This window comes from Algibacter luteus (assembly GCF_030344935.1).
Taxonomy (GTDB): domain Bacteria; phylum Bacteroidota; class Bacteroidia; order Flavobacteriales; family Flavobacteriaceae; genus Arenitalea; species Arenitalea lutea.
Map to the genome: position 1 here is coordinate 2,042,545 of NZ_CP128313.1, position 22,143 is coordinate 2,064,687.

21 protein-coding genes are annotated in these 22,143 nt (G+C 32.8%); 6 read left to right on the forward strand and 15 right to left on the reverse strand.

Annotated elements, in window-relative coordinates:
• Nucleotides 1-33 precede the first annotated feature (33 nt).
• The 6 genes from dgoD to O5O44_RS08595 form a co-directional block, all read right to left on the reverse strand.
• Nucleotides 34-1,191 (reverse strand): galactonate dehydratase, encoded by a 1,158-nt coding sequence (dgoD, locus tag O5O44_RS08570; protein ID WP_019386450.1) that lies wholly within the window; start codon nt 1,189-1,191, stop codon nt 34-36.
• The gene (locus O5O44_RS08575; protein ID WP_289193952.1) at nt 1,179-1,829 is read right to left on the reverse strand and encodes a bifunctional 4-hydroxy-2-oxoglutarate aldolase/2-dehydro-3-deoxy-phosphogluconate aldolase; all 651 of its coding nucleotides are present in this window, start codon (nt 1,827-1,829) and stop codon (nt 1,179-1,181) included. The genes dgoD and O5O44_RS08575 overlap by 13 nt, the downstream gene beginning before the upstream one ends.
• The gene (locus O5O44_RS08580; protein ID WP_289193953.1) at nt 1,826-2,833 is read right to left on the reverse strand and encodes a sugar kinase; all 1,008 of its coding nucleotides are present in this window, start codon (nt 2,831-2,833) and stop codon (nt 1,826-1,828) included. The genes O5O44_RS08575 and O5O44_RS08580 overlap by 4 nt, the downstream gene beginning before the upstream one ends.
• Nucleotides 2,830-3,516 carry a FadR/GntR family transcriptional regulator gene (locus O5O44_RS08585; protein WP_289193954.1) on the reverse strand — a complete coding sequence of 229 codons (687 nt, stop codon included), beginning with the start codon at nt 3,514-3,516 and terminating at the stop codon, nt 2,830-2,832. The genes O5O44_RS08580 and O5O44_RS08585 overlap by 4 nt, the downstream gene beginning before the upstream one ends.
• A 283-nt stretch (nt 3,517-3,799) precedes the next feature.
• A complete protein-coding gene (locus tag O5O44_RS08590) occupies nt 3,800-4,738 on the reverse strand; it encodes a L,D-transpeptidase (protein WP_289193955.1) in 939 nt (312 codons plus the stop codon).
• A 104-nt stretch (nt 4,739-4,842) separates the two neighbouring features.
• Nucleotides 4,843-5,250 carry a CBS domain-containing protein gene (locus O5O44_RS08595; RefSeq protein WP_162129525.1) on the reverse strand — a complete coding sequence of 136 codons (408 nt, stop codon included), beginning with the start codon at nt 5,248-5,250 and terminating at the stop codon, nt 4,843-4,845.
• 128 nt (nt 5,251-5,378) lie between these two features.
• On the opposite strand from O5O44_RS08595, the gene O5O44_RS08600 reads away from it, so the two are divergent.
• Nucleotides 5,379-5,750, forward strand: a complete 372-nt coding sequence (locus O5O44_RS08600; RefSeq protein ID WP_019386444.1) for a hypothetical protein — start codon at nt 5,379-5,381, stop codon at nt 5,748-5,750.
• Between the two features lies 1 nt (nt 5,751).
• Complete coding sequence (locus tag O5O44_RS08605) at nt 5,752-7,455, forward strand: ABC1 kinase family protein (RefSeq protein WP_019386443.1); 1,704 nt, start codon at nt 5,752-5,754, stop codon at nt 7,453-7,455.
• A gap of 69 nt (nt 7,456-7,524) precedes the next feature.
• Here the strand turns inward: O5O44_RS08605 and O5O44_RS08610 are convergent, their stop codons facing one another.
• Nucleotides 7,525-8,124, reverse strand: coding sequence for a hypothetical protein (locus O5O44_RS08610; protein WP_143148109.1), 600 nt, complete (start codon nt 8,122-8,124; stop codon nt 7,525-7,527).
• A gap of 317 nt (nt 8,125-8,441) precedes the next feature.
• Here O5O44_RS08610 and O5O44_RS08615 point away from each other — a divergent pair, with 317 nt between their 5' ends.
• Genes O5O44_RS08615 through O5O44_RS08625 form a run of 3 tightly spaced genes read left to right on the forward strand, consistent with a single transcriptional unit; the run spans nt 8,442 to nt 10,989 of the window.
• Complete coding sequence (locus O5O44_RS08615; RefSeq protein WP_289193958.1) at nt 8,442-9,212, forward strand: MlaE family ABC transporter permease; 771 nt, start codon at nt 8,442-8,444, stop codon at nt 9,210-9,212.
• Nucleotides 9,213-9,214: 2 nt separating this feature from the next.
• Nucleotides 9,215-9,994 carry an ABC transporter ATP-binding protein gene (locus O5O44_RS08620; protein WP_289193960.1) on the forward strand — a complete coding sequence of 260 codons (780 nt, stop codon included), beginning with the start codon at nt 9,215-9,217 and terminating at the stop codon, nt 9,992-9,994.
• 11 nt (nt 9,995-10,005) lie between these two features.
• Nucleotides 10,006-10,989, forward strand: a complete 984-nt coding sequence (locus tag O5O44_RS08625) for an MlaD family protein (RefSeq protein ID WP_289193961.1) — start codon at nt 10,006-10,008, stop codon at nt 10,987-10,989.
• 36 nt (nt 10,990-11,025) lie between these two features.
• Here the strand turns inward: O5O44_RS08625 and O5O44_RS08630 are convergent, their stop codons facing one another.
• The 8 genes from O5O44_RS08630 to tsaD form a co-directional block, all read right to left on the reverse strand.
• The gene (locus O5O44_RS08630; RefSeq protein ID WP_289193962.1) at nt 11,026-11,382 is read right to left on the reverse strand and encodes a hypothetical protein; all 357 of its coding nucleotides are present in this window, start codon (nt 11,380-11,382) and stop codon (nt 11,026-11,028) included.
• Complete coding sequence (locus O5O44_RS08635) at nt 11,379-12,572, reverse strand: THUMP-like domain-containing protein (RefSeq protein ID WP_289193963.1); 1,194 nt, start codon at nt 12,570-12,572, stop codon at nt 11,379-11,381. The genes O5O44_RS08630 and O5O44_RS08635 overlap by 4 nt, the downstream gene beginning before the upstream one ends.
• A gap of 8 nt (nt 12,573-12,580) precedes the next feature.
• Nucleotides 12,581-13,669 (reverse strand): AI-2E family transporter, encoded by a 1,089-nt coding sequence (locus tag O5O44_RS08640; protein WP_019386436.1) that lies wholly within the window; start codon nt 13,667-13,669, stop codon nt 12,581-12,583.
• 21 nt (nt 13,670-13,690) lie between these two features.
• On the reverse strand, nt 13,691-14,191 hold the full coding sequence (locus tag O5O44_RS08645) for a TrmH family RNA methyltransferase (protein ID WP_289193964.1): 501 nt from the start codon (nt 14,189-14,191) through the stop codon (nt 13,691-13,693).
• Nucleotides 14,192-14,253: 62 nt separating this feature from the next.
• Entirely contained in the window at nt 14,254-14,895 is a 642-nt protein-coding gene (locus O5O44_RS08650) for a DUF4159 domain-containing protein (RefSeq protein WP_289193965.1), read from the reverse strand.
• A 6-nt stretch (nt 14,896-14,901) separates the two neighbouring features.
• Nucleotides 14,902-15,606: a 16S rRNA (uracil(1498)-N(3))-methyltransferase gene (locus O5O44_RS08655; RefSeq protein ID WP_289193966.1), complete on the reverse strand. Its 705-nt coding sequence runs from the start codon at nt 15,604-15,606 to the stop codon at nt 14,902-14,904.
• Complete coding sequence (locus O5O44_RS08660; RefSeq protein ID WP_289193968.1) at nt 15,606-16,244, reverse strand: peptidylprolyl isomerase; 639 nt, start codon at nt 16,242-16,244, stop codon at nt 15,606-15,608. Before O5O44_RS08660 ends, O5O44_RS08655 begins: the two co-directional genes overlap by 1 nt.
• Before the next feature lie 123 nt (nt 16,245-16,367).
• Nucleotides 16,368-17,390, reverse strand: coding sequence for a tRNA (adenosine(37)-N6)-threonylcarbamoyltransferase complex transferase subunit TsaD (gene tsaD, locus O5O44_RS08665; RefSeq protein WP_289193969.1), 1,023 nt, complete (start codon nt 17,388-17,390; stop codon nt 16,368-16,370).
• A 254-nt stretch (nt 17,391-17,644) separates the two neighbouring features.
• On the opposite strand from tsaD, the gene O5O44_RS08670 reads away from it, so the two are divergent.
• A complete protein-coding gene (locus tag O5O44_RS08670; RefSeq protein WP_289193970.1) occupies nt 17,645-22,033 on the forward strand; it encodes a translocation/assembly module TamB domain-containing protein in 4,389 nt (1,462 codons plus the stop codon).
• Nucleotides 22,034-22,143: the final 110 nt, after the last annotated feature.

Here is a 22,143-nt window from a genome sequence, read left to right on the forward strand (position 1 = left end):
TGTAAAAAGTGAGGCTTTTTCGTTTTTCTTCCTTTACCATTCCGCAAAAGTACCATCATCATTTCTCCAAATTGGATTCGCCCAATTATGACCAATTTTTTGGCCTTCTTTTAGAATTTCCTCATCTATTTCAACACCTAGACCAGGTTGAGTAAATAAGTCCATAAAACCATCTTTGACATCAAATATTTCTGGGTTTTTAACATAATCCAATAGGTCAAATCCTTTATTGTAATGAATTCCCAAACTACTTTCTTGAATTGTAGCATTGGCACAAGAGAAATCTATATGCAGTGCAGAAGCAAGAGAAATGGGACCTAAAGGACAATGAGGCGCAAGTGCAACATCATAGGCTTCGGCCATAGTAGCGATGCGTTTCACTTCAGAGATTCCACCTGCATGACTTAAATCTGGTTGAATAATATCGACTACGCCTTGTTGTAAAACGTCTTTAAAGTCCCACCTAGATAACATACGTTCTCCAGTTGCAATCGGTATACTGGTATAAGAATAAATATGCTTTAATGCATCATTATTTTCACTTAAAACAGGTTCTTCAATAAACATAGGGTCGTAAGGTGCAAGTTCATCAATAAGTCTTTTAACCATTGGTTTATGTACCCTGCCATGAAAATCTAAGCCAACATCTAACTCATATCCAAATTCTTCTCTAAGTAGCCTCATATTATCAGCTACCTTTTTAATATCTTTGATAGAAGACACCCATCGCATTGGGCCAGTAGCATTCATTTTAACGGCACGATAGCCTTGATTCATTTTTTCTCGTGCTTGTTCTATCACCACCTTAGGGTCGTCTCCACCAATCCAACAGTACATTTTCATTCTTTGTCGTACCGCACCTCCTAAAAGTTCAAAAACGGGAACACCTAAATGTTTACCTTTTATATCCCATAACGCTTGATCAATTCCAGAAATGGCACTCATTAAAATGGTACCGCCTCTATAAAATCCGCCGCGATATAGTACCTGCCAAATGTCTTCAATATTATTAGCGGTTCTCCCAATTAAATACTGTTCAAGTTCTTTAACACAGGCTGCAACCGAGTCGGCTTTACCTTCAACAACAGGTTCTCCCCATCCAAATAATCCGCCTTTAGTTGTTATTTTTACAAACAACCACCTAGGTGGAACTTTAAACAGTTCTACTTTGGTAATTTCTAATTCTTCCATTGCGATTCTTTTATAATTTTAACAAATTTTTGAATTGTATTTTTATTGTGGACACCGCCAGATGCAGTTTTTTCTTCCTTTGTGAGGGCACTTCCTAATCCGACGCCAGATATTCCTGCTGCAATCCATTCTTCAATATTAGATAGGTTTATACCGCCTACAACAAAATAAGTGATGGTATCTAACGGAGCTTTTACTGATTTGAAATAGCTTATACCCAAGTCTCCCGCCGGAAATAACTTAATAATATCCGCTCCATGTTCTGCTGCCACACAGATTTCGGTTGGTGTAAGGGCGCCCATGGCTACAGGGATGTTGTTGCGATGTGCTAATGCTATCACCTCGGTATTGGTATTTGGAGTTACAAGAAATTGAGCCCCCGCTTGTATTGCTGCATCGGCTATCTTCACATTGGTAACTGTACCAGCTCCAATAATAATATCAGAATCAGGATATTTTTTTCGAGCTTTGGCTATTTCTTCTAAATACCCTGGCGTATTTGATGTGATTTCTATAACCTTAATACCGCCTTCTACCAAATCTTGAATGAGTTTTGATATGTGTAATTGTGTTTTGGTTCTAACAATTGCGATTACCCGCTCTTTTTTAATAATGGCTACTATATTTTCTCTTTTCATCTTAATACGTGTCCGCTAATATGACCTTCCATAATGGAAAGAATTTCTCTTTCACTACTTGTATGTTGATCGCCCTGAATGGTATGTTTTAATGCAAAAGCTGCTGTCGCAAAATCGATTACTTTTTTATCATCCCATTGTTGTTCAATACCATGTAAAAAAGCTGCAGCAAAAGCATCGCCTGTGCCAAATCGGTCTGTAATAGCCACCTCAATTGTTTTGGAACTGTAATATTTAGAATCAGTTAGAAAAACACCCGACACCTTGTTTACACTTGCAGAGCAATGTTCTCTTATTGTAAATGCAATATGTTTAATTCCAAATTTATCAGATGCCATTTGAGCCGCTTCTTTGGTGTTTTCTAAACGACTTGTACCTGACGGATTTAGATTGTATACATCTTTTAATACGTCTGCATTACCAAATAATAAATCGGTGTTTTCTAAAATTTTATCAAATATTTTACGGGCGTCTGCGGGGTCTTTCCAAAGCGATCTTCGGTAATTCATATCAAACGCTACTTTAACTCCCAATTGTTTAGCGATTTGAGATACTTTTATCGTTTCTTCAGCACATTGTTTTGAGAGCACAGGTGTGATGCCAGACAGAAATAACCATTTTTTATCATTAAGGATATCCTCCCAGTTAAATTCATCTTTCTCAATTTCACTGAAAGAAGAATACTTGCGGTCATAAATTACACTAGAAGGTCGAATTGAAGCACCTAATTCAATAATATAGGTGCCAATTCTATGTCCTCCTCGGATGATATTACCAGTATCGATTCCATATGCCCTTAAAGAACGAATGGTCGCGTCCCCAAGCTGGTTTTCAGGAAGTTTAGTAATATAACTTACCTTGTTTCCTAGCAGGCCTAAAGAACTTGCGACGTTGGATTCTGAACCAGCATAATCAACATTAAAGGAACTGGAAGAATTTATTTTGTTACTGTAGTTACTAGGAGTTAATCTCATCATGATTTCTCCAAAAGTTGTGAAACTCATTTTTTTAGTAGTGATTTAGTGTAGTTATTTTGTGTTTCAAGGATGTGGTTTCGCATAGCTTCACGAGCCGCAGTGCCATCACTTTCAATAATGCCCTGAAGAATATTTTCATGATGATTTAGCATCAGCTTTTTTTCCTTCAGAAGATGACCCTCCATTGGCTTTACATAAACAGCAGTCTTAAATTTTGGTATTAAATTAAAGATTGGACTTAATAGTAATTCTAATACGTCATTATTAACAATAGATAGAATTATACTATGAAAATCGTTATCTAATTCAGCCTCTTTTTTCTTATCCTTTAAAGCACATTTTCTCATTTGAATCATGTTATTCTTCAATAGTTCTAAGTGGCTGTCTTTTCTGTAAATTGCTGCTTGTGATGCTAGAGTAGGTTCTAATATAAGTCTAGTATTAATAGTTTGAAGGATGATATTTTTGTCTGAAGATAGCTCAAAAAACAGATTGAGATTTTCTGAAGCATTTTTTAAACTTATTTCTGCGACGTAAACACCGCTGCCTCTTTTTACATCAACAATACCACGTGCACTCATTTTTTTTACAGCTTCACGAATGGAAGTTCTACTTACATTGAATACTTCGCAGAGTTCGTTTTCTGAAGGTATTTTACTTCCGGGAAGATATTTTCCGGTCCGTATAGCTTCGGTTAATTCATACTCCACCTGCTGGGTAAGTGATTTGTTTTGACCTAAAGAAGTAAACATAATTTTAATAGATTTATTATACATCAGACATCATACAAATATAATAAATGTTATCTGTCAACCTAATTAATGCTGAATATATAAAAGGAGGGATTCTATCAAATTATTATATAAATGTCATATCCTAATTCGCTACTTCTTAAGAGCTAATTCCCATTTCCAAGCGGAAGATAATGCAGTGAAGCTTTTTGTTTTTAAAGTTTTAGGAATAAAAGGTCAATTGGAACGTTTTAAAAATCGATTATTTACTATATCCGTAAATATCTTTTAAAACTTGGGATTCATTATTTTCATCAATTACTTGCAAGTCATATCTAATTTGTATTTTGGTATTTATGGGAGCATAATAGTAAATCACCCAAGCATCAGCTTCATTTGTGCCTATACATCCATTAGAATATGCTTTTCCTAAGGTAATGGGGTTTGTTGTTGGGTGTATTAATTGTCCGTATCTCAATCCATTTAATTCAGTTTCCAAAAAGGGAATTAGAGGCAGTTTGGTTACTTTATTATCATCCCTTTTCGTAACAAGGTATTCATGGTTATTTACTGGATTCACATATTTCGGATTTTTAATATGTTTTACAATGGTTCCTTTTCCTGTTTTTGTTCTTAAATCTTCCATTCTACCAGACATTTCTAAGAACTTTTTTTCGTGTCTTCCTACGCGAATAGGAAACTCATAAAGCTTTAACGAATCTTCATAAATGCGAAGTTTAAATTCTGGAATATTTATGTCTATAGTGGTATTTTTAAATGCATTTAAAAGTTTTGTAGCCTTAAAAGAGTCTGGTATAGTAATAAATGAGCCCGAAGGTATGGCAATCATTTTTCGTTGATTATATACAAAAGAGTCTTTTGCTTTCTTTCTGTAATAGTCGGTGTTTTGAAGTGTGTCAATGATCCAGTAATTATTTCTAACTAAAAGATGTTCTGTTAATTTATAAGGGGTTATTGAATCGTATTTAGTTACGATAGAATCTATAAATGGAAAGTAATTGTCAACTATAATATTCTTTTTAATTTGAATTTTTAAAGGAAGTGAATTAGTGGTTAAACGTTTATTGGCAAATGAAATGACGAAACAATCATCGTTTTTTGGATAACATATGTTTATTACAAAAAAAATAGGTATTGCTAAAACTAAAGCTAGTTTTAATATGAGTTTAATTGTATTCATTTTATTGTTTTGATGTATTTTACAAAGTGGATTGAAATACAATTGCAATAGCCTAAAATTGAATTATTTTTTTCAATCAGAATACGTATGTAACTTTTGTAATATTATACAGCCTTTTTTAGGTAATAATTTATAATATCAGCGGTAGAAACAATGCCAACCAATTTATCATTCTCAAGAATTGGAACAGCATGATAGTGTTGCGTAGATAACACTTTGGCCACATCCTCAACGTTAGCTTTTGTAGTTAAATAAAAAGGCTTTTGCGTCATGATGTCTTTAACTTTTAAATCTTTATAAACTTTGTGGTCGTCATTAATTCCTGCTCCGGCAATATTATACATGAAATCAACTAAACTAACCATACCAACTAATTTCTCATTTTTTAAAACAGGAATGTGTTGATGCCATTTCTTTTTCTCGTAAATATGCTTAACATCTAAAAGGTTTTGTTCTGGAGTAACAGAAATCACATCCTTCGTCATTACATGTACTATTGAATCAGATTTCATTTTTAATGGATTTAAATTTAAACAACTTAAAGTTATCATATTAAAGCCTTATTTAACATGATTTAAATCATATAAAATCATGCTGAATGTTAATATATTTAATACTAGTATAACTTAAATCTAAGGTTATGAAAACTAAAACCATATTGGAATTACTTACACTAAGTTCTAGCATTTACGTTTTAGCAAGAGACACTCATTTTTTAGATAAAATAAGCGAGTTTTCAGAAAAAAGTAAAGAAAATATTAATAAATCTATGGCCGAAGCGCAGTTAGATGAAAATGGAAACGAAATGGAGTTTATGGATAAAATAATATTTAAAACCCATGAGCTAAAAGAGGAATTGTATGAAAAAATAGAGGAGTTGGTTGCTAAATTCTATAAAAAAATAAATGTAGCTCATTTAGATGAAATTAAAGCGCTAAATGAAAAAATTGAGAAGTTAGACACAACAGTTGCATTATTAGAAGCTAGACTCAACAAATTGGAAGCTAAATAAAATGGGTGTTTTAACTGATATTATAAAACGGTTTAAATCTATCTCTAGATATAATCAAATTATTAGAGTACTGATGAAGTATGGTTTTGATGATTTGGTACATTATTTAGAAGAAAATAAAAACTACACTTTTATTCAAAAATTTATCCCAAACTCTACTAAAAAGCGTGTATCTAAATACGGTAAATGGGCAAAAATGAGATTAGTCTGCGAAGAGTTGGGACCAACCTTTGTAAAATTTGGTCAAATCTTAAGTAATAGACCAGATTTAGTACCATTAGAATTGACTTTTGAGCTAGAAAAATTGCAAGACAATGTACCACCAATGTCTGAAAGTATTGCTAGAAACGTGGTTGAAACGGAATTAAAAGACAAGGTAGAAAACTTATTTGCTTGGTTTGAACCAACACCATTTGCTTCAGCATCCATGGCACAAGTGCATAAAGTAACATTGCATTCCGGAAAGCGTGTGGCTTTAAAAATACAACGTGCAGGCATTTATGATGTAATTATAGAGGACATCAAAGTGATGTATCGCGTTGCGAATGTTTTGGAAAAAAGAATTCCCTCTTTAAAAAGTTTTGATCCAGTAGGGTTGGTTAGCAATTTTGAAGCTTCCATTTTAAAAGAACTCGATTTTATTCACGAATCTATTAACGTTCAAAGGTTTTACAATAATTTAAAGAATGATGATTCTTTAGATCAATTTGCAAAAGCACCAAAAGTATACCCGGAATTTACAACAACAAAAGTATTGGCTTTAGAGTTTGTTTCGGGCATTAAAATAGATAAAATTGAAGAACTTAAATCTAAAGCTATTGATACTACAGTTATCGCAAGAAGGTTGTCAATAAGCTACTTTAAACAAATTTTTGAATACGGGTTCTTTCATGCAGACCCGCACCCTGGAAATTTATTGGTACTTCCAAATAATCATATTTGTTATCTCGATTTTGGTATGATGGGAAGTATGCTTCCTAGAGACATTTCAATTTTTGGAAAATTATTTATCGCTATTACCAATAAAGACGTAAAAAAAATAATTAAAGCGTTACAAGAACTTTCCAATAATGCACCTATTACAAATAGACGAGAATTAGAGTTTGATATCAATGAATTTGTAGAAAAATATTATGTTAGAGATGTTCATGAAAATGAAATGAGTACAATTTTATTAGAACTTAAAGATATCATCATCGCTCATGGCCTAAAGGTTCCCACTCATTTTTTCCTTTTCGCACGATCCTTAGTTACTATTGAAGGCGTTATCGAAAAATTAGACCCTAAATTAGAACAATTTGAGATTGTTAAACCTTACCTTAAAAAAAGTGCTACAAGAAAATACAACCCATTATTAATGGGTAAAAAAATAGCAAATTCATTAGTTGAATTTACCGATTATATGGAAGAGCTTCCTCAGGATTTAAAAAATGCCATTCGTAAAATTAACTCGGGTCAAATAAAAGTAGACTTAACACATAAAGGCATCGACCCCATGGTACATACACTTCAACGCATAACAAAACAATTAATTACGGCATTTATAATGGTTGCTCTTATTGTCGGTGCATCATTATTCATCATATTTGAAATTCAGCCGCTTTGGAAAGGTATTTCGTTATTGGGCATTTCAAGTTTTACATTAGCAATAATTCTAGGGTTTGGTATGCTATCAAATATCAGAAAAGGGGATTATGATTATTAAATGAAGTGCTTATAAAATAAAAAAAATGCACAATTCTAATTGTGCATCCTTTTTAATAAAATTAATAATTTAAGGTTTAGAAAACGCTTTTTTAAAATGATCAAAAGCTTCTGAAATTTCGTTTTGAAAATGTTCTAGTTTGGTCTCTTCTTTTTTCTTTTGATACTTGCCTCGAAACTTATCTATAAAGGAATTAAACTCCTTTTTTCCTTTTTCAAACGATGCTTTGGCTTCAGGCTTCTCTTTTTTGAATTTTTGTTCTAAAATTTCTAACTGAATTTTGAATTGTTCAATTTCAATTAACGTAAGTGCATACATTCTATTTAAAGTCTCATTCGTTTTAATTTTAACTTCAATATCATGTAACGTAGCAAGTAATTTCTTTTTTTGCTTTTTAAATACGTCAATCGTTTCAGCTTTACCCAAAGCTAGTTGCACTCTAAGTTCATCAAATTTAGTGTGAAGTTCTTCTATTTTTTCCTTAATCCCTTTAACCTGGAATTCGCTGTCATGAATAAATTGATTAAATTGTTTTTTAACATCTTCATATTTATCTTGCGCTTCAGCTTTTCCTAAAGCTGCTTTTACTTGAAATTCCTCAAGCTCAGTAGCCGATTTTCTAAGGGCATCAATAACTTTATCTACAAAATGTATCTCCTTGTTTTTCATGGCCATAAGATTTATGTTGTTTTTAAATATCTAAATTAAATTCATTTTAAGCAATGATAATAATCAGTTTTGATACCTTTTATAGGATTTAAAAAGTGCATAAAACACTATGTTTAATTGGGTGGAATTGATGGTTTGAGTTTTATAGTTTCACTTTTAAGTAAAAATTTGTTTCCTGTGCTTATAAAATCAATACGAAATATTAGCATAACCTAATCAATCGATTTTTACAATGATATGCGTCAGTAACTACATGATTTTGGTCATTTAATATGAAGTAATGTTATTATAACTTTAAATATTTGAAAACCTTTTTTATGCTGAAATCAATCCAAATAGAATCATTCTTCATAGAAATTGGTGAACTTACATACTTCGCTAGAAGGTTTTTTAAAGAACTTTTCAAAAAACCTTTTGAGTTTAATGAGTTGTTGAAACTCTGCTACAGTATAGGTAATAAATCTTTTTTATTAGTTGGTGTTACTGGTTTTATTATTGGCTTGGTTATAACCTTACAAACGCGACCAACATTAGAAGAATTCGGTGCAGAATCATGGATGCCGTCTATGGTAAGTATTTCTATTATCAGAGAAATAGGACCTGTAATTATTGCTTTAACATTTGCTGGACGTATCGCCTCGGGAATTGGAGCCGAATTAGGTTCTATGCGTGTTACCGAACAAATTGATGCCATGGAGGTTTCGGGTACAAACCCATTTAAGTTTTTAGTAGTTACAAGAATTTTGGCAACGACTTTAATGCTTCCGTTGTTAGTGATTTATGGCGATGCTATTGCTTTATATGGTTCTTACATCGTAGAAAACTTAAAAGGCGAAGTTTCTTTTCAGTTGTATTTCAACAAAGTATTTAATGCCATAGAGTTTGGAGATATTATTCCTGCAACTATTAAAACCTTTTTTTTCGGATTTGCAATTGGTTTAGTAGGTTGTTTTAAAGGTTACAACTGTAAAAAAGGGACTGTAGGTGTGGGGTTAGCAGCAAATTCGGCAGTCGTGTTTTCATCCATGTTATTATTTATAATTGACTTTGTTGCTGTATTTATAACCGATATATTTTTCGAAATTTAAAGATGAACGAAGCTCAAAACATACAAGAAATTAAAGAATCAACGGGCATTAAAAAGCCCATTCTTGAAATCAAAGATTTAAGAAAATCGTTTGGGAATAATCATGTTTTAAACGGTTTTAATCTTCAACTTTTTGAAGGTGAAAACTTGGTAATTATGGGGAAATCAGGTTCAGGAAAATCTGTAATGATTAAGTGTTTGGTAGGTTTGATGCAAGCAGATTCTGGGAGTATCAAAGTCATGGGAAATGACATAAACACCCTAAATGAGAATGATTTAAATGAATTGCGAACTGAAATAGGTTTTTTGTTTCAAGGTAGTGCTTTGTATGATTCCATGACCGTAAGAGAGAATTTAGAATTTCCTTTAAGACGACATAAACACAAATTTGGAATTGTAAAAGAAAAAACACCGTTGGTAATAGAAGCTCTCGAAAGTGTTGGATTAGTTGATGCCATAGATTTAATGCCCGCTGAACTTTCTGGGGGAATGCAAAGGCGCGTAGCTTTAGCTAGAACATTAATTTTAAAGCCTAAAATAATTTTATACGACGAACCTACAAGTGGTTTAGATCCTATAACTGCGAAAGAAATCATCGAACTAATGCGAAGAATTCAACGAGAATATAAAACATCGTCACTAATTATAACCCACGATGTAGATTGTGCTCGCGTGGTATCAGAACGTATGGTTTTACTAGTAGATGGTATTAATTATGCTGAAGGTACTTTTGAAACATTAAAAAATTCAAACGATGAAAAAGTAAAAGCGTTTTTTAAATAAATAACACAGTCATGAGAAAAACAAATAATGAAAAACTCAAATTAGGCATTTTTGTGATTATCGGATTAATACTTTTTGTATTAGCTGTTTATTTTATTGGTAATCGTCAAAATATGTTTGCAAAAACATTCACAATAAGTGCAAATTTCAATAACGTAAACGGATTAATGCAAGGTAATAACGTGCGCTATTCGGGGATTAATATAGGAACCGTGAAAGCCATTTCTATGATAAACGATTCCACGATTAATGTGAACATGGTTATCGAAGAAAAGATGGTGCAGCATATTAAGAAAAACGCTATTGCAACAATAGGAACAGATGGTTTGGTAGGCAATATGATTGTAAATATTATTCCTTCAGAAGGAAAAGCAGACGCTATAGCCGAAGGTGATGTCATTAATACCTATACTAAAATAGGCACCGGCGAAATGTTAAACACTTTAAATGTTACTAATGAAAATGCTGCTTTATTGACTGCTAAATTACTGAATATTGCTGATGCTATGGCTGATAGTAAAGGCACTTTTGGAATGCTTATAAATGATACTATTGTGTCTAATAACCTGAAACAAACCGTAAATCAATTACGGATTATGAGTATTGAAGCTAATAAATCAATGAGATCACTTAACACGATTATCAATGATATAAATTTTAATGAAAGTGTTGCCGGTGTATTACTAAACGATTCTTTAGAAGCCCAAAAAGTTAGAGATGTATTAACTAATTTGGAAACATCAACAGATGATATTAAAACTGTAATTAATAATTTAAACGAAACCATTGCTGATTTTAAGAAGGGAAAGGGTGCCATAAATTATCTTATTGATGACGAAGAGTTTGTTGAAAACCTAGAACAGACTATAAAAAATATTAATGAAGGTACTGATAAGTTTAATCAAAACATGGAAGCCTTTAAACACAATTTTTTAACTCGTGGTTACTTTAGAAAATTAGAACGTCAACAAAAGAAAATAGATAAAGAAAATTAAGTCTATTAGTGTTTTGTTAGTTCATAGACGTTCGTTTTAATTGACAGATTCTTTAAGCTTATCTATTCTGAAGCATCGTTCCAAACCTAAATAATTTGGATCACCATGTTTTTCAGACCAAAAACCTTCTAACAAATCTTTGGATATGCATTTGTAAACCACCACACCTTTATAGACCTTATTTTCATCCTTGTATTTAAAATTAATAACTAGAATGTTGTCTCTAAAAAAGCCAAGACCCAATTGTTCTTGTGTATTGTTAATTAGCCATTTGGCCTTAATTCGGTTATATTCATCCAAGGTCAAATCTAATACACCCTTGTATTCGTTAGATTCTTCATCTTGATTACTCCCAATAATAGCATATTGTCCTGGTAATTCTTTTAGGGTCATAGATTTGTTTTTTTGAGCTTAGTGGATATGATCATGATTTTTTGCTCATTCTTATCCGTTGTAAAAAAAAGATAAACATCACCACCATCAGAAATTTTCAGTTTTTTACGAATTTGATTGACCGTTTCTGGGAAGTTCCGGGTGGTAATATTCGCTTTTTTTATGCCTAATTTTTTTATCGCTTTCTTGTTAAATGGGATGACCTGATTAACCTTAAAAACGCGTCCCGGAAAATCAATGGCATCTTGTGAAGTGTATAAATGCGAATGCTTATGAAGCTTAAAAAGTTTTAATTGTTTAGCAACTTGATTAAATGCTCCTGTCTTAAGAATGGCTGCATTAGGTTCATACAAATAGACGAGTGGTTCGCTATAATCACTTATTGTTGACGTTTCTTCGTGTAATAAAAATTGAAAATGTTCTTTGGTGGTTTTTTTAATATTTACCGTGTGGACTGTTATAGAATCGTTATAATTAGCTTCTAAAACCCATAACAACTCCTTGACTTCATTATTTACAGCAACAACATGTATGGTTTTTACATGCTTTAACTCACTTATACCAACAGTTAAGTCTAAAAGTGGAGACGTTTTAATCAGGATGTTTTTAGAACGCTTAAAGAGTAAGTCTAAATGAAATGGAATATTTGGTAGACAATCATTCAGGAAAAAAACCTTGCCTTTACTTTCATGACGTCGAGAAGGATCAACATAAATCCAATCGTAAGCTTTTGAATTGTTTTTGAGGTATTCAATGCCATTTATTTTAATGGTTTTGACGTTGTGAATATTTAATTGTCTATAATTATACGCAACAATATCTGAAAGTGCTTCATGAAGCTCGCAATGATCGACATGTTTAAACCGTTTCGAAAAGTAAAAGCAGTCAACTCCAAATCCACCTGTTAAATCTATTATAGAATCACCTGCTATCAATTCAGATTTGTATTGGGCTGTGATTTCAGATGATGTTTGCTCAATATTTAACTTATTGGGATAGTATATATTTTCAGTATGAAACCATGTAGGAAGCTTGTTTTTACACCTCACTTTCGCTTCAATTTGCTCAATAATTTCTTTGGTATTAGCTAAATTAAAATGTGTGCCTTTTAATAGTATTGAAGCTGTGTTTGTATCAATATTATTATTTATAAACTCTTGAACGTCAGTATTTAATATTTCTTTATTCAAAGTGTTGATTAAAGGTCTTTAGTTAATTTCTTAACAATCTTATTTTCAGATAAAAAGGCCTTTAGAATCACTTTTATTGCGGTATAAGCAGGTACTGCAACTATAAGTCCGATAACACCAAATAAAATACCTGTGATTAAAATAACTAGGAATATTTCTAATGGATGTGCTTTTGTTGCAGTTGAAAATATTTTTGGCTGACTGATAAAATTATCAAACAATTGCCCAACCATAAAAACGATAAATACCCAGAATGTTTTAGGTAAAATAACATCGCTAAACGATTCGCCAAGGTTGCTAGTCATAGTAAGTGTCAGCATTAAAAACGCACCTACCAATGGTCCAACATAAGGAATAAGGTTTAACAGGGCACATAAAAAAGCGATGACAACGGCATTTTCCACGCCAATAATTAACAAACCAATGGTGTATATCACAAAAATGATTAATATCTGAAATATAAGTCCAACAAAGTATCTTGAGAGCAAATCTTTTATTTTAGTTGAAGACGTTTTCCAGCGCGATTCTTTGTTATCAGGGATAAACGTGAGAATCCCATTTTCAAATAACCTGCTATCTTTCAAAAAGAAAAACGAGATAAATAACACAGAAAATAACCCAACGCTGAAACTTCCTAAACCGCTAACTACCGAGTTTAAAAAATTCGGAATTAAAGAGAAGTCTATTTTTGAAAGTAAATTGGATTGCTTTAAAGACTGCTCAACATCTATTTGGTGTATGTCAAAATACCTTATGATTTCACTGTATAAGTTTTCGATATTACCTTGAAGTTCTTCAATATTTAACAACGATAAGTTTTGACCTTGCTTGATAATTAAAGGTATAAAGAGCGCCACTAAACTTATAAAGATTCCTAAAAGCAAGACCATAGCAACTATTACGGCAATGGTATTTTTAAATTTCAACTTACGCTCTAAAAACAATACGATGGGTCTGCCTATTAAAGAAATCACAGAAGCAATGGCGATATAACCAATTACAGATTGAATTTGGTATAGAAAATAGAGTAGTAGTACAATACCAATTATAATACCCACAGCTCTTAAAATACCGTTTGAAATAGTGTTTGAATTCATATAGTAAATATATAAAACTGTTTATAAAAGTTGCTTTGTCATTTCATATAATGCAATGTTGGTGGCTTGTACCACATTCATGCTGCTATTATTTCCAAACATATCGATATGAATGATATAATCAGATAAACTCAAAACAGCTTCTGAAACTCCAAAATTCTCGTCTCCTATAACCAATACCATGGGTTTTTGTGAAGTGAACTGAAAGGTATGTAATGGTTGACTTTGGCTCGTAATTTCTAACGCAATGATTTGATAGTTTTTCTTTTTTAAGTCCTGAATTACTTCTAAAGCTTCTTTTTGAATCTCATAATTCACAACTTTCTCGGTAGCCCTAGATGTTTTAGCCATTTTTCTTCCCAACTGGATGTTCTCACCACAAAGAATTAGTCGTTCAATTCCAAAGGCATCAGCAATTCTAAATAAACTCCCAATATTTGGTGCATTGGTCACATTTTCGCAAACAAGTATGATTGGAAATGTTCTTTGTTTAAAATTCGTATTGTAGTGGGTAAGTTGCATTTTTTTGGTTTCAGTTCTCAGTCGCAGTATTCAGTGAAAAAGCTTCGTGAATTTGTTGCAACTTAATTTTCAAAAGCATATTTAACAATATTGGCACCCATTTTTAGGGCCTTGTCTCTAACATCAGCTGGATCGTTGTGTACTTCAGGATCTTCCCATCCGTCGCCCAAATCACTTTCATATGTAAATAATAAAACCAAACGCTCTTCATGAAATATCCCAAAAGCTTGTGGACGTTTCCCATCATGTTCATGTATTTTAGGTAAGCCGTTAGGGAAGTTGTAAGCAGATTTAAAAATAGGATGACTACTAGGTAATTCAACCAAATCCTTATCTGGAAACACTTTTTTTAACTCTTTAGTGATGTAAGGTTCCATGCCATAATTATCATCAATGTGCAAAAATCCACCAGAAACCAGGTAGCTACGTAAATTTTCAGCATCGGCTTCACTAAAAAACACATTGCCGTGTCCCGTCATATGCAAGAAAGGAAACTGAAAAATGTCCGTACTCCCAACTTCAACAGTTTGGGGTTTAGTAATCATTTTTGTGTTGATATTTTCATTACAAAATTGAATCAGGTTCGGTAATGCCGTTGGATTACTATACCAATCGCCACCACCTTTATACTTGAGTACCGCTATTTCTTGACTCGTTCCTAAATAGAAGCTAAGGGATAAGATTATGGACAAAAATAATTTCATAAAAACTTATTCATTAGTAAAAGCAACAGAATGACATGCCACAATAGCCGCCGTTTCTGTTCGTAATCTTGTTTCTCCCAAAGTTACTGGTTTAAATCCTTTATTTATGGCTAGTTCGATTTCTTTTGTTGAAAAATCACCTTCAGGACCAATTAAAATAGTAACGTTGGTTTTAGGTTTTAATTCTTGTTTTAACGATTTTTTATCGGTTTCCTCACAATGCGCGATAAATAAATCACCATTTAAATCTTCATTCAGAAAATCCTGAAGAGCTATCGCAGCATTAAGTTTTGGCAAATAGCAATTTAAAGACTGTTTCATGGCCGATTGCAAAATACGCTCAAAACGGTCTGTTTTAACAACCTTGCGTTCACTATGATCGCAAATAATGGGGGTGATACTATCTATACCAATTTCAGTAGCTTTTTCTAAAAACCATTCATAGCGGTCGTTCATTTTTGTAGGCGCCACAGCCAAATGCAATTGATAGTCTCGTTTGGGTTGTAACTCTTTTTTTATGATTTGAACGCTACATTTATTAATGTTTGGCAAAGAAACTTCTGCAGTAAACAACCAACCAAGGCCATTTGTTATAAAAACAGTGTCACCCATATTTTTACGCAAGACTTTCACGATGTGTTTACTTTCCTCTTTAGCAAAAGTAAACTGCGTGGTATTTTCGTCAATTTCTGGGCTATAAAAAAGTTGCATTATATTTTAGATTCAACAATTTTCAAAACTTCAATTTCTGAAATATCTTTTGGGTCGTGGGTTTTCAGCACCACATAATACCAATTTTCAGAAGGAATATCTACTGTAAAAATATCATTGACATTGTAATCGGTATTAAAAATAGCAACTTCAAAATCAGGATGCATTTCACCTTCTAAAAACCATCCTAAATCACCACCTTTTTTAGCATTACCATCCATTGAATATTGTTTTGCTAAAAAATCAAATGGGGCACCGTTATGGTATTGCGCGATAATTTTACCTCTCAAATCATTAAGTTCTTCAAGATTATATTCCGCACCATCTAAATAAATGTAAGCCACGCGATGATAAGTTTTTTCTGTTTTATTAATGACTTTGTAATAGGTTTTCTCAAACTCATTTTCATTTATTTTTGTCCCGCCTATATTTTGCTTAAAGAGCTCTTTTGCTAAAATGGTTCTATGTTTTTCTTCATTAAAAACTATAATTTTATTCTTTTTAGAGGCTTTAGTATCTAGATAAGATTTAACCTGTTCTGGCGATTCCAAAACTTTTAATTCTTCCTCAACCGAGGTTTGAGCTGTTAGAATGATAGAAAAACAAATAAAAAATAAAGAAAGTAATTTTTGTAACATGTGGCTTTTTTTGAATTCAATTTCAAATTTAAAAGGAATACTGAGCGATATGCTAAAAGAAAAAAGAAGTTTTTAAGAAGGCATTGTTTATAACTTTCGAAACAAAGAAGTGAATTAAAAAATTTAAATCTTCAATCGTGCTGAAGCTGAAACATCTTGGTCTGCAAAATCACCTTCAAGAAATTTTAAGTAACCTACTATAGCAATCATAGCCGCATTATCGGTAGTAAACTCAAACTTAGGAATATAGGTAGTCCAACCAAATTTTTGTTCGCCGTCTTTTAATGCTTTCCTAATGCCAGAATTTGCAGAAACGCCGCCGCCAATAGCAATATGTTTTATTCCCGTTTGCTTGGTAGCAAGTTTTAATTTGTCGATCAAAATCCCAATAATGGTGTATTGAATGGAAGCACAAATATCATTCAAATGTTCTTCAACAAAATTTGGATTCGCCTTGGTTTCTCTTTGAACAAAATAGAGAATAGCCGTTTTTAAACCAGAAAAGCTAAAATTGAGACCATCCACTTTAGGCTTTGTGAATTTAAACTCTTTAGGGTTTCCTAATTGCGCACGTTTATCAATTTCAGGACCTGCAGGATAGCCTAAGCCCAAAATTTTTCCGCTTTTATCGTAAGCTTCACCCACAGCATCATCAATGGTTTCGCCAATAACTTTCATATCAAAATAATCATCAACTCTAACAATCTGAGTATGTCCACCAGAAATGGTCATGGCTAAAAAAGGAAATGGCGGTTTATCAAAGCCATCTTCATCTATAAAATGCGCCAAAATGTGACCTTGCATGTGGTTCACATCAATTAATGGAATTTTTAAACCGTAGGACAATGATTTAGCAAACGAGGTTCCCACTAATAAACTCCCCATAAGTCCTGGACCTTTAGTAAAAGCCACAGCACTAAGTTGATTTTTAGAAATCCCCGCCTTTTTTATGGCTTGATGAACTACCGGAATAATATTCTGCTGATGCGCTCTTGAAGCCAATTCTGGTACCACACCACCGTATTCCTCGTGTATTTTTTGGCTGGCAACAACATTGCTTAAAATACGACCGTTATGTATTACAGAGGCCGCTGTATCATCGCAAGAAGACTCTATTCCAAGAATATAAATATTTTGTGAAGACATTAATAAAAATTAGGCACAATAATTGTTAATTTTGAAAACGAATAAACATCTCAACTGTTACTTTTATTCGTAAATACAAAACTACTCATTTAATTTTCAATAAGGAAGTAAATTGAGTTTGTGTGGTTTACCATAGACCGATTTATAAAATAATTGATAACTAATGAAAAGTAGTTTATTCTTAATAAAGTTATAACTTTAAGGGCATCAAAAAATTTCTAAAAATACTGTCAAAAATAGCAGGTATTCTGCTTATGCTGTTCATCATTTTGGTGTTGGTACTATCTATTCCCTTTGTTCAAACAGGTTTGGGTAAATACGCAACAAAGAAGTTAAACAACGAATTTAAAACCAACATTAATATTGGTAAAGTAAGTTTGCAGTTTAATGGCGATGTAGAGCTGAAAGAAATTTACATTGAAGATTACAAAAAAGACACCTTAATTAGTATAGCAGAGCTTAACACGTCTATTTTAAGTTTCAGAAATTTATACAACGGGAATTTGGTTTTTGGTGATATTGATATCGAAAACTTGTTATTCAATATTAAAACGTACAAAGACGAGCCACTATCCAATCTTAATGTTTTTGTTGAAAAATTTGAAAGCGACAACCCCAGAAAAGAAAAAAGTAGTTTTTTATTATCCTCGAGCGATGTCTCAATTTACGATAGCGTTTTTACCCTTTCGGATGAAAACAAAGAAACCACAGAAGTACTTCATTTTGACAATTTAAATATTAATGCCACAAACTTTTTAATTAACGGCAGCGATGTAAGTGCGCGAATCAACACTTTAGCTTTTAAAGACAGCAGAGGTGTAGAGGTTAAAAACATGATGACCGATTTTGCATACACCTTGCAAGACATGACGTTTGCTAATCTTCAAATAAAAACGCCCGGATCTGTGTTAAAAGGCGACTTAAAATTCAAATATCAGCGTGAAGATTTACAATTCTTTACCGACAAAGTATTAGTTGAAGCCAGCTTTAAAGATTCTAACGTGTTACTTGATGAGCTCAACACCTTTTACAACGAGTTTGGTGTCAATCAGTCTGCCCGATTTAGTGTTGATTTATCAGGAACGCTTAACGATTTACATACCAATAACTTAAAACTAAATACCAATTACAACACAAGGGTTTACGGCGATATAAACTTTAAAAACCTATTTAATAAGGAAGAAGATAATTTTTTAATGGACGGAAGTTTCAGCAACTTATCTTCAACGTATAAAGATTTAACGGGCATGCTGCCTAACGTTTTAGGTGAAGCGATACCAACGTCTTTTGATCGTTTAGGTTATTTTACAATCACAGGAAACTCGCAAGTCACCGCTTCAAAAGTAATTGCCGATATTCAAATGAATACCGCATTAGGCTTGGTTGATTCTAATCTTGAAATCACTAAAATTAACGACATTGATAATGCCGATTATAAAGGAAAAATCGCATTTCAAGAATTCGATTTTGGCATCTTTTTAAACGACCCTAATGTAGGCGTAGGCTCATTAGATTTTGATGTAAATGGCAAAGGGTTCATTGCTGAAAAAATTGATACGCAAGTTAAAGGTGATGTTTTTGAGCTCATTTATAACGATTACAACTACAAAAACATAAAAGTAGCAGGTAATGTCAAGAACAAAATATTCGATGGAAATTTAAATGTAAACGACAGTAATTTGCAATTAAACTTTACCGGATTAGTAGACTTCTCGCAAAAGATAAGGAAGTACGATTTTGAAGCTGTTGTAGATTATGCCAATTTAAATACCCTTAATTTTATAAAGAAGGATAGTGTTTCCATTTTTAAGAGTCGGGTAAAAATGAACATGAATAGCAGTAGTTATGATGATGCTTTTGGTAGAATTGCCTTTAGTAATACCAGCTATAAAAACCAGAATGACACCTATTATTTTGATAGTTTTGATGTGTCATCAAGGTTCGAAAATGAAATACGTTTTGTAGAAATTAGCTCACCAGATATTATTCAAGGCGAGTTAAAAGGACGCTTCTTTCTAAAAGATTTGAAAAAACTATTTGAAAATTCTATTGGTAATATTTACACCAACTATGTGCCTCATAAAGTAGATACCAATCAAAGCATCGATTTTAATTTCAAAATTTATAATAAAATTATTGAAGTAATATATCCTGAGGTTGAATTGGGTAAAAACACCTTTATCCGAGGACGTGTTGAAAGCGATGAAAAAAAGTTTAAACTTACGTTTAAGTCACCTAAAATACGTTATATAGAGAACTTCGCTGATAACATAGAATTGCAAGTAGATAACAGTAATCCGCTGTTTAATACTTATGTTGAGATTGATAGTTTAAATACAAAATATTATAACGTTTCTAAATTCAGTTTAATTAATGTAACGCTAAGTGATACGCTTTTTATGCGATCGGAGTTTCAAGGTGGTAAACGAAATAAGGATATTTTTAATTTAAGCTTTTACCATACCATAAATGCCGAAAATGAATCGGTTATTGGTTTCAAACAATCCGATGTTACCATAAAAGACAACAAATGGTTTATCAACGAAAATCAGGATAAATTCCATAAAATATCTTTTGATAAAAAGCTCACAAAATTCAATCTCGATAAGTTTAGAATCAATCATGAAAATGAAGAAATTAAACTCTCTGGTTTCATTAAAGATTCAACCCAAAAAGATATTAAACTGAATTTCACCAATGTGGATTTAGCTAAAATTACGCCCGATATAGACAGTCTGTCCTTGGCTGGTAATGTGAATGGGAAACTCGATATTCTACAGAAAAACGGCAGTTATTTACCGAATTCAACCATTGTTGTTGACGATTTAAAAGTGAATGATTATCTCTTAGGCTCGTTTGATGCCACTATTTCAGGAAACGAATCACTTACCAACTATAAGGTGGATGCTACCATTAAGAATGATATCGATAAATCGTTTAGTGCCAAAGGCGATATCTCGGTTTCAGGTAGAAAAGCATCTATAGATGTGGCTATTAACTTGAATAAATTCGATTTATTTCCGCTTAATCCGTTGCTCGATGGTGTCTTATCCGATATTCGTGGAAAGGCCAATGGCAAAATTCAAGTGGTTGGCGATTTAAAGAAACCAGATATTAATGGTGATTTGATATTAAATAACGGAGGTTTAGGCATTCCTTACCTAAATGTAGATTATGCTTTTAATAACAACTCATCGATAACCTTAAAAAACCAAAGTTTTATTTTTAATGATGTTGCTTTAACGGATACTAAATTTAATTCTAAAGGCTATGTTAATGGCTCTTTAAGTCATGTCAATTTTTCAAAATGGAGCCTAGGATTAATTATTACCACGCCACGGTTACTTATCTTGGATACTCCAGAAACTGAGGAATCATTGTACTATGGTACGGGCTTTATAGGTGGTCGCGCAACTATTAACGGGCCTACAGAGCAATTGGTTATTAATGTAATTGGTGAAACGAAAAAAGGCACGGTATTTAAAATCCCTTTGACGGATGCCGAATCTTTTGGAGACAATTCATACATCCATTTTATTACTAAAGAAGAAAAAGAAGCACGAAGAAAAGGTGTTGAAGTGGTATTTGATGAAATTAAAGGACTAGAGCTCGATTTCGATTTAGATGTTACCGAAGATGCCGAAGTTGAAATCATCATCGATAAAGATACGGGGCACTCTTTAAAAGGTCGAGGTAGAGGCGGACTCTTAGTAGAAATAAACACCAACGGAAAATTCGATATGTGGGGCGATTTCGCGGTATTTGAAGGGGTTTATAATTTCGCATACGGTGGTATTATTCAAAAGCAATTCATTGTGCAACCTGGTGGTACATTAGCATGGGAGGGCGACCCGCTTGATGCAGAAATAAACATGTTAGCCATTTACAAAACGCAAGCCAACCCTTCGCCATTGCTTGATAATCCTATTAATAGAAGTATTCCTGTTGAATTACATATTGAGATTACGGGAAATTTAGAGCAGCCTAAACCCGAGTTTAGTTTCGAGTTTCCTAATGTAAGTTCTACCATAAAATCAGAGCTTAATTACCGATTAGAATCTAAAGATGAACGCGACCAACAAGCCTTGTTTTTAGTATCTACGGGGTCGTTTTCTAGTGGACTTAATAGCTTAAATGCGTCTGGTACGATTGCCGAACGTTTAAACGGCATCTTAAATGGTATTTTCACTTCAGAAGATGGTAAAGTAAACGTTGGCATCAACTACGAAGCTGGACAAAACAGACCCGATTACCAAACCGATGACAGATTTGGTGTAACCCTGCAAACACAAATTAGCGATCGTGTATTAATAAACGGTAAAGTAGGGGTGCCGGTAGGTGGCGCTACAGAAACGGTAATTGCGGGCGATGTGCAAATCGACTTTCTGTTAAATGAAGAAGGTACACTAACTGCCAATGTATTCAATAGAGAAAACAGCATCCGAAATTTCGGAGAAGATATTGGCTATACCCAAGGAGTAGGTTTATCTTATAATGTCGATTTTGATACCTTCAAAGAATTAATAAGAAAGCTATTTAAAAAAGAGAAAAGAGTTCAGGAATCGAATCCCGAAACGTCGGAAAATGAAGATGAAAATACCACTCCAGAGTACATTTCATTCAAGTCAACTTCAGAGAAATAGTCCGTTTTTACCCATTATTTTCAAGCCATAAACTTTTTTTTATCAACTAAAACGTTATAGTTTTAAAAGTGTTGTTAATTTACTGTAAATGCTATAGATATGTGCTTTTT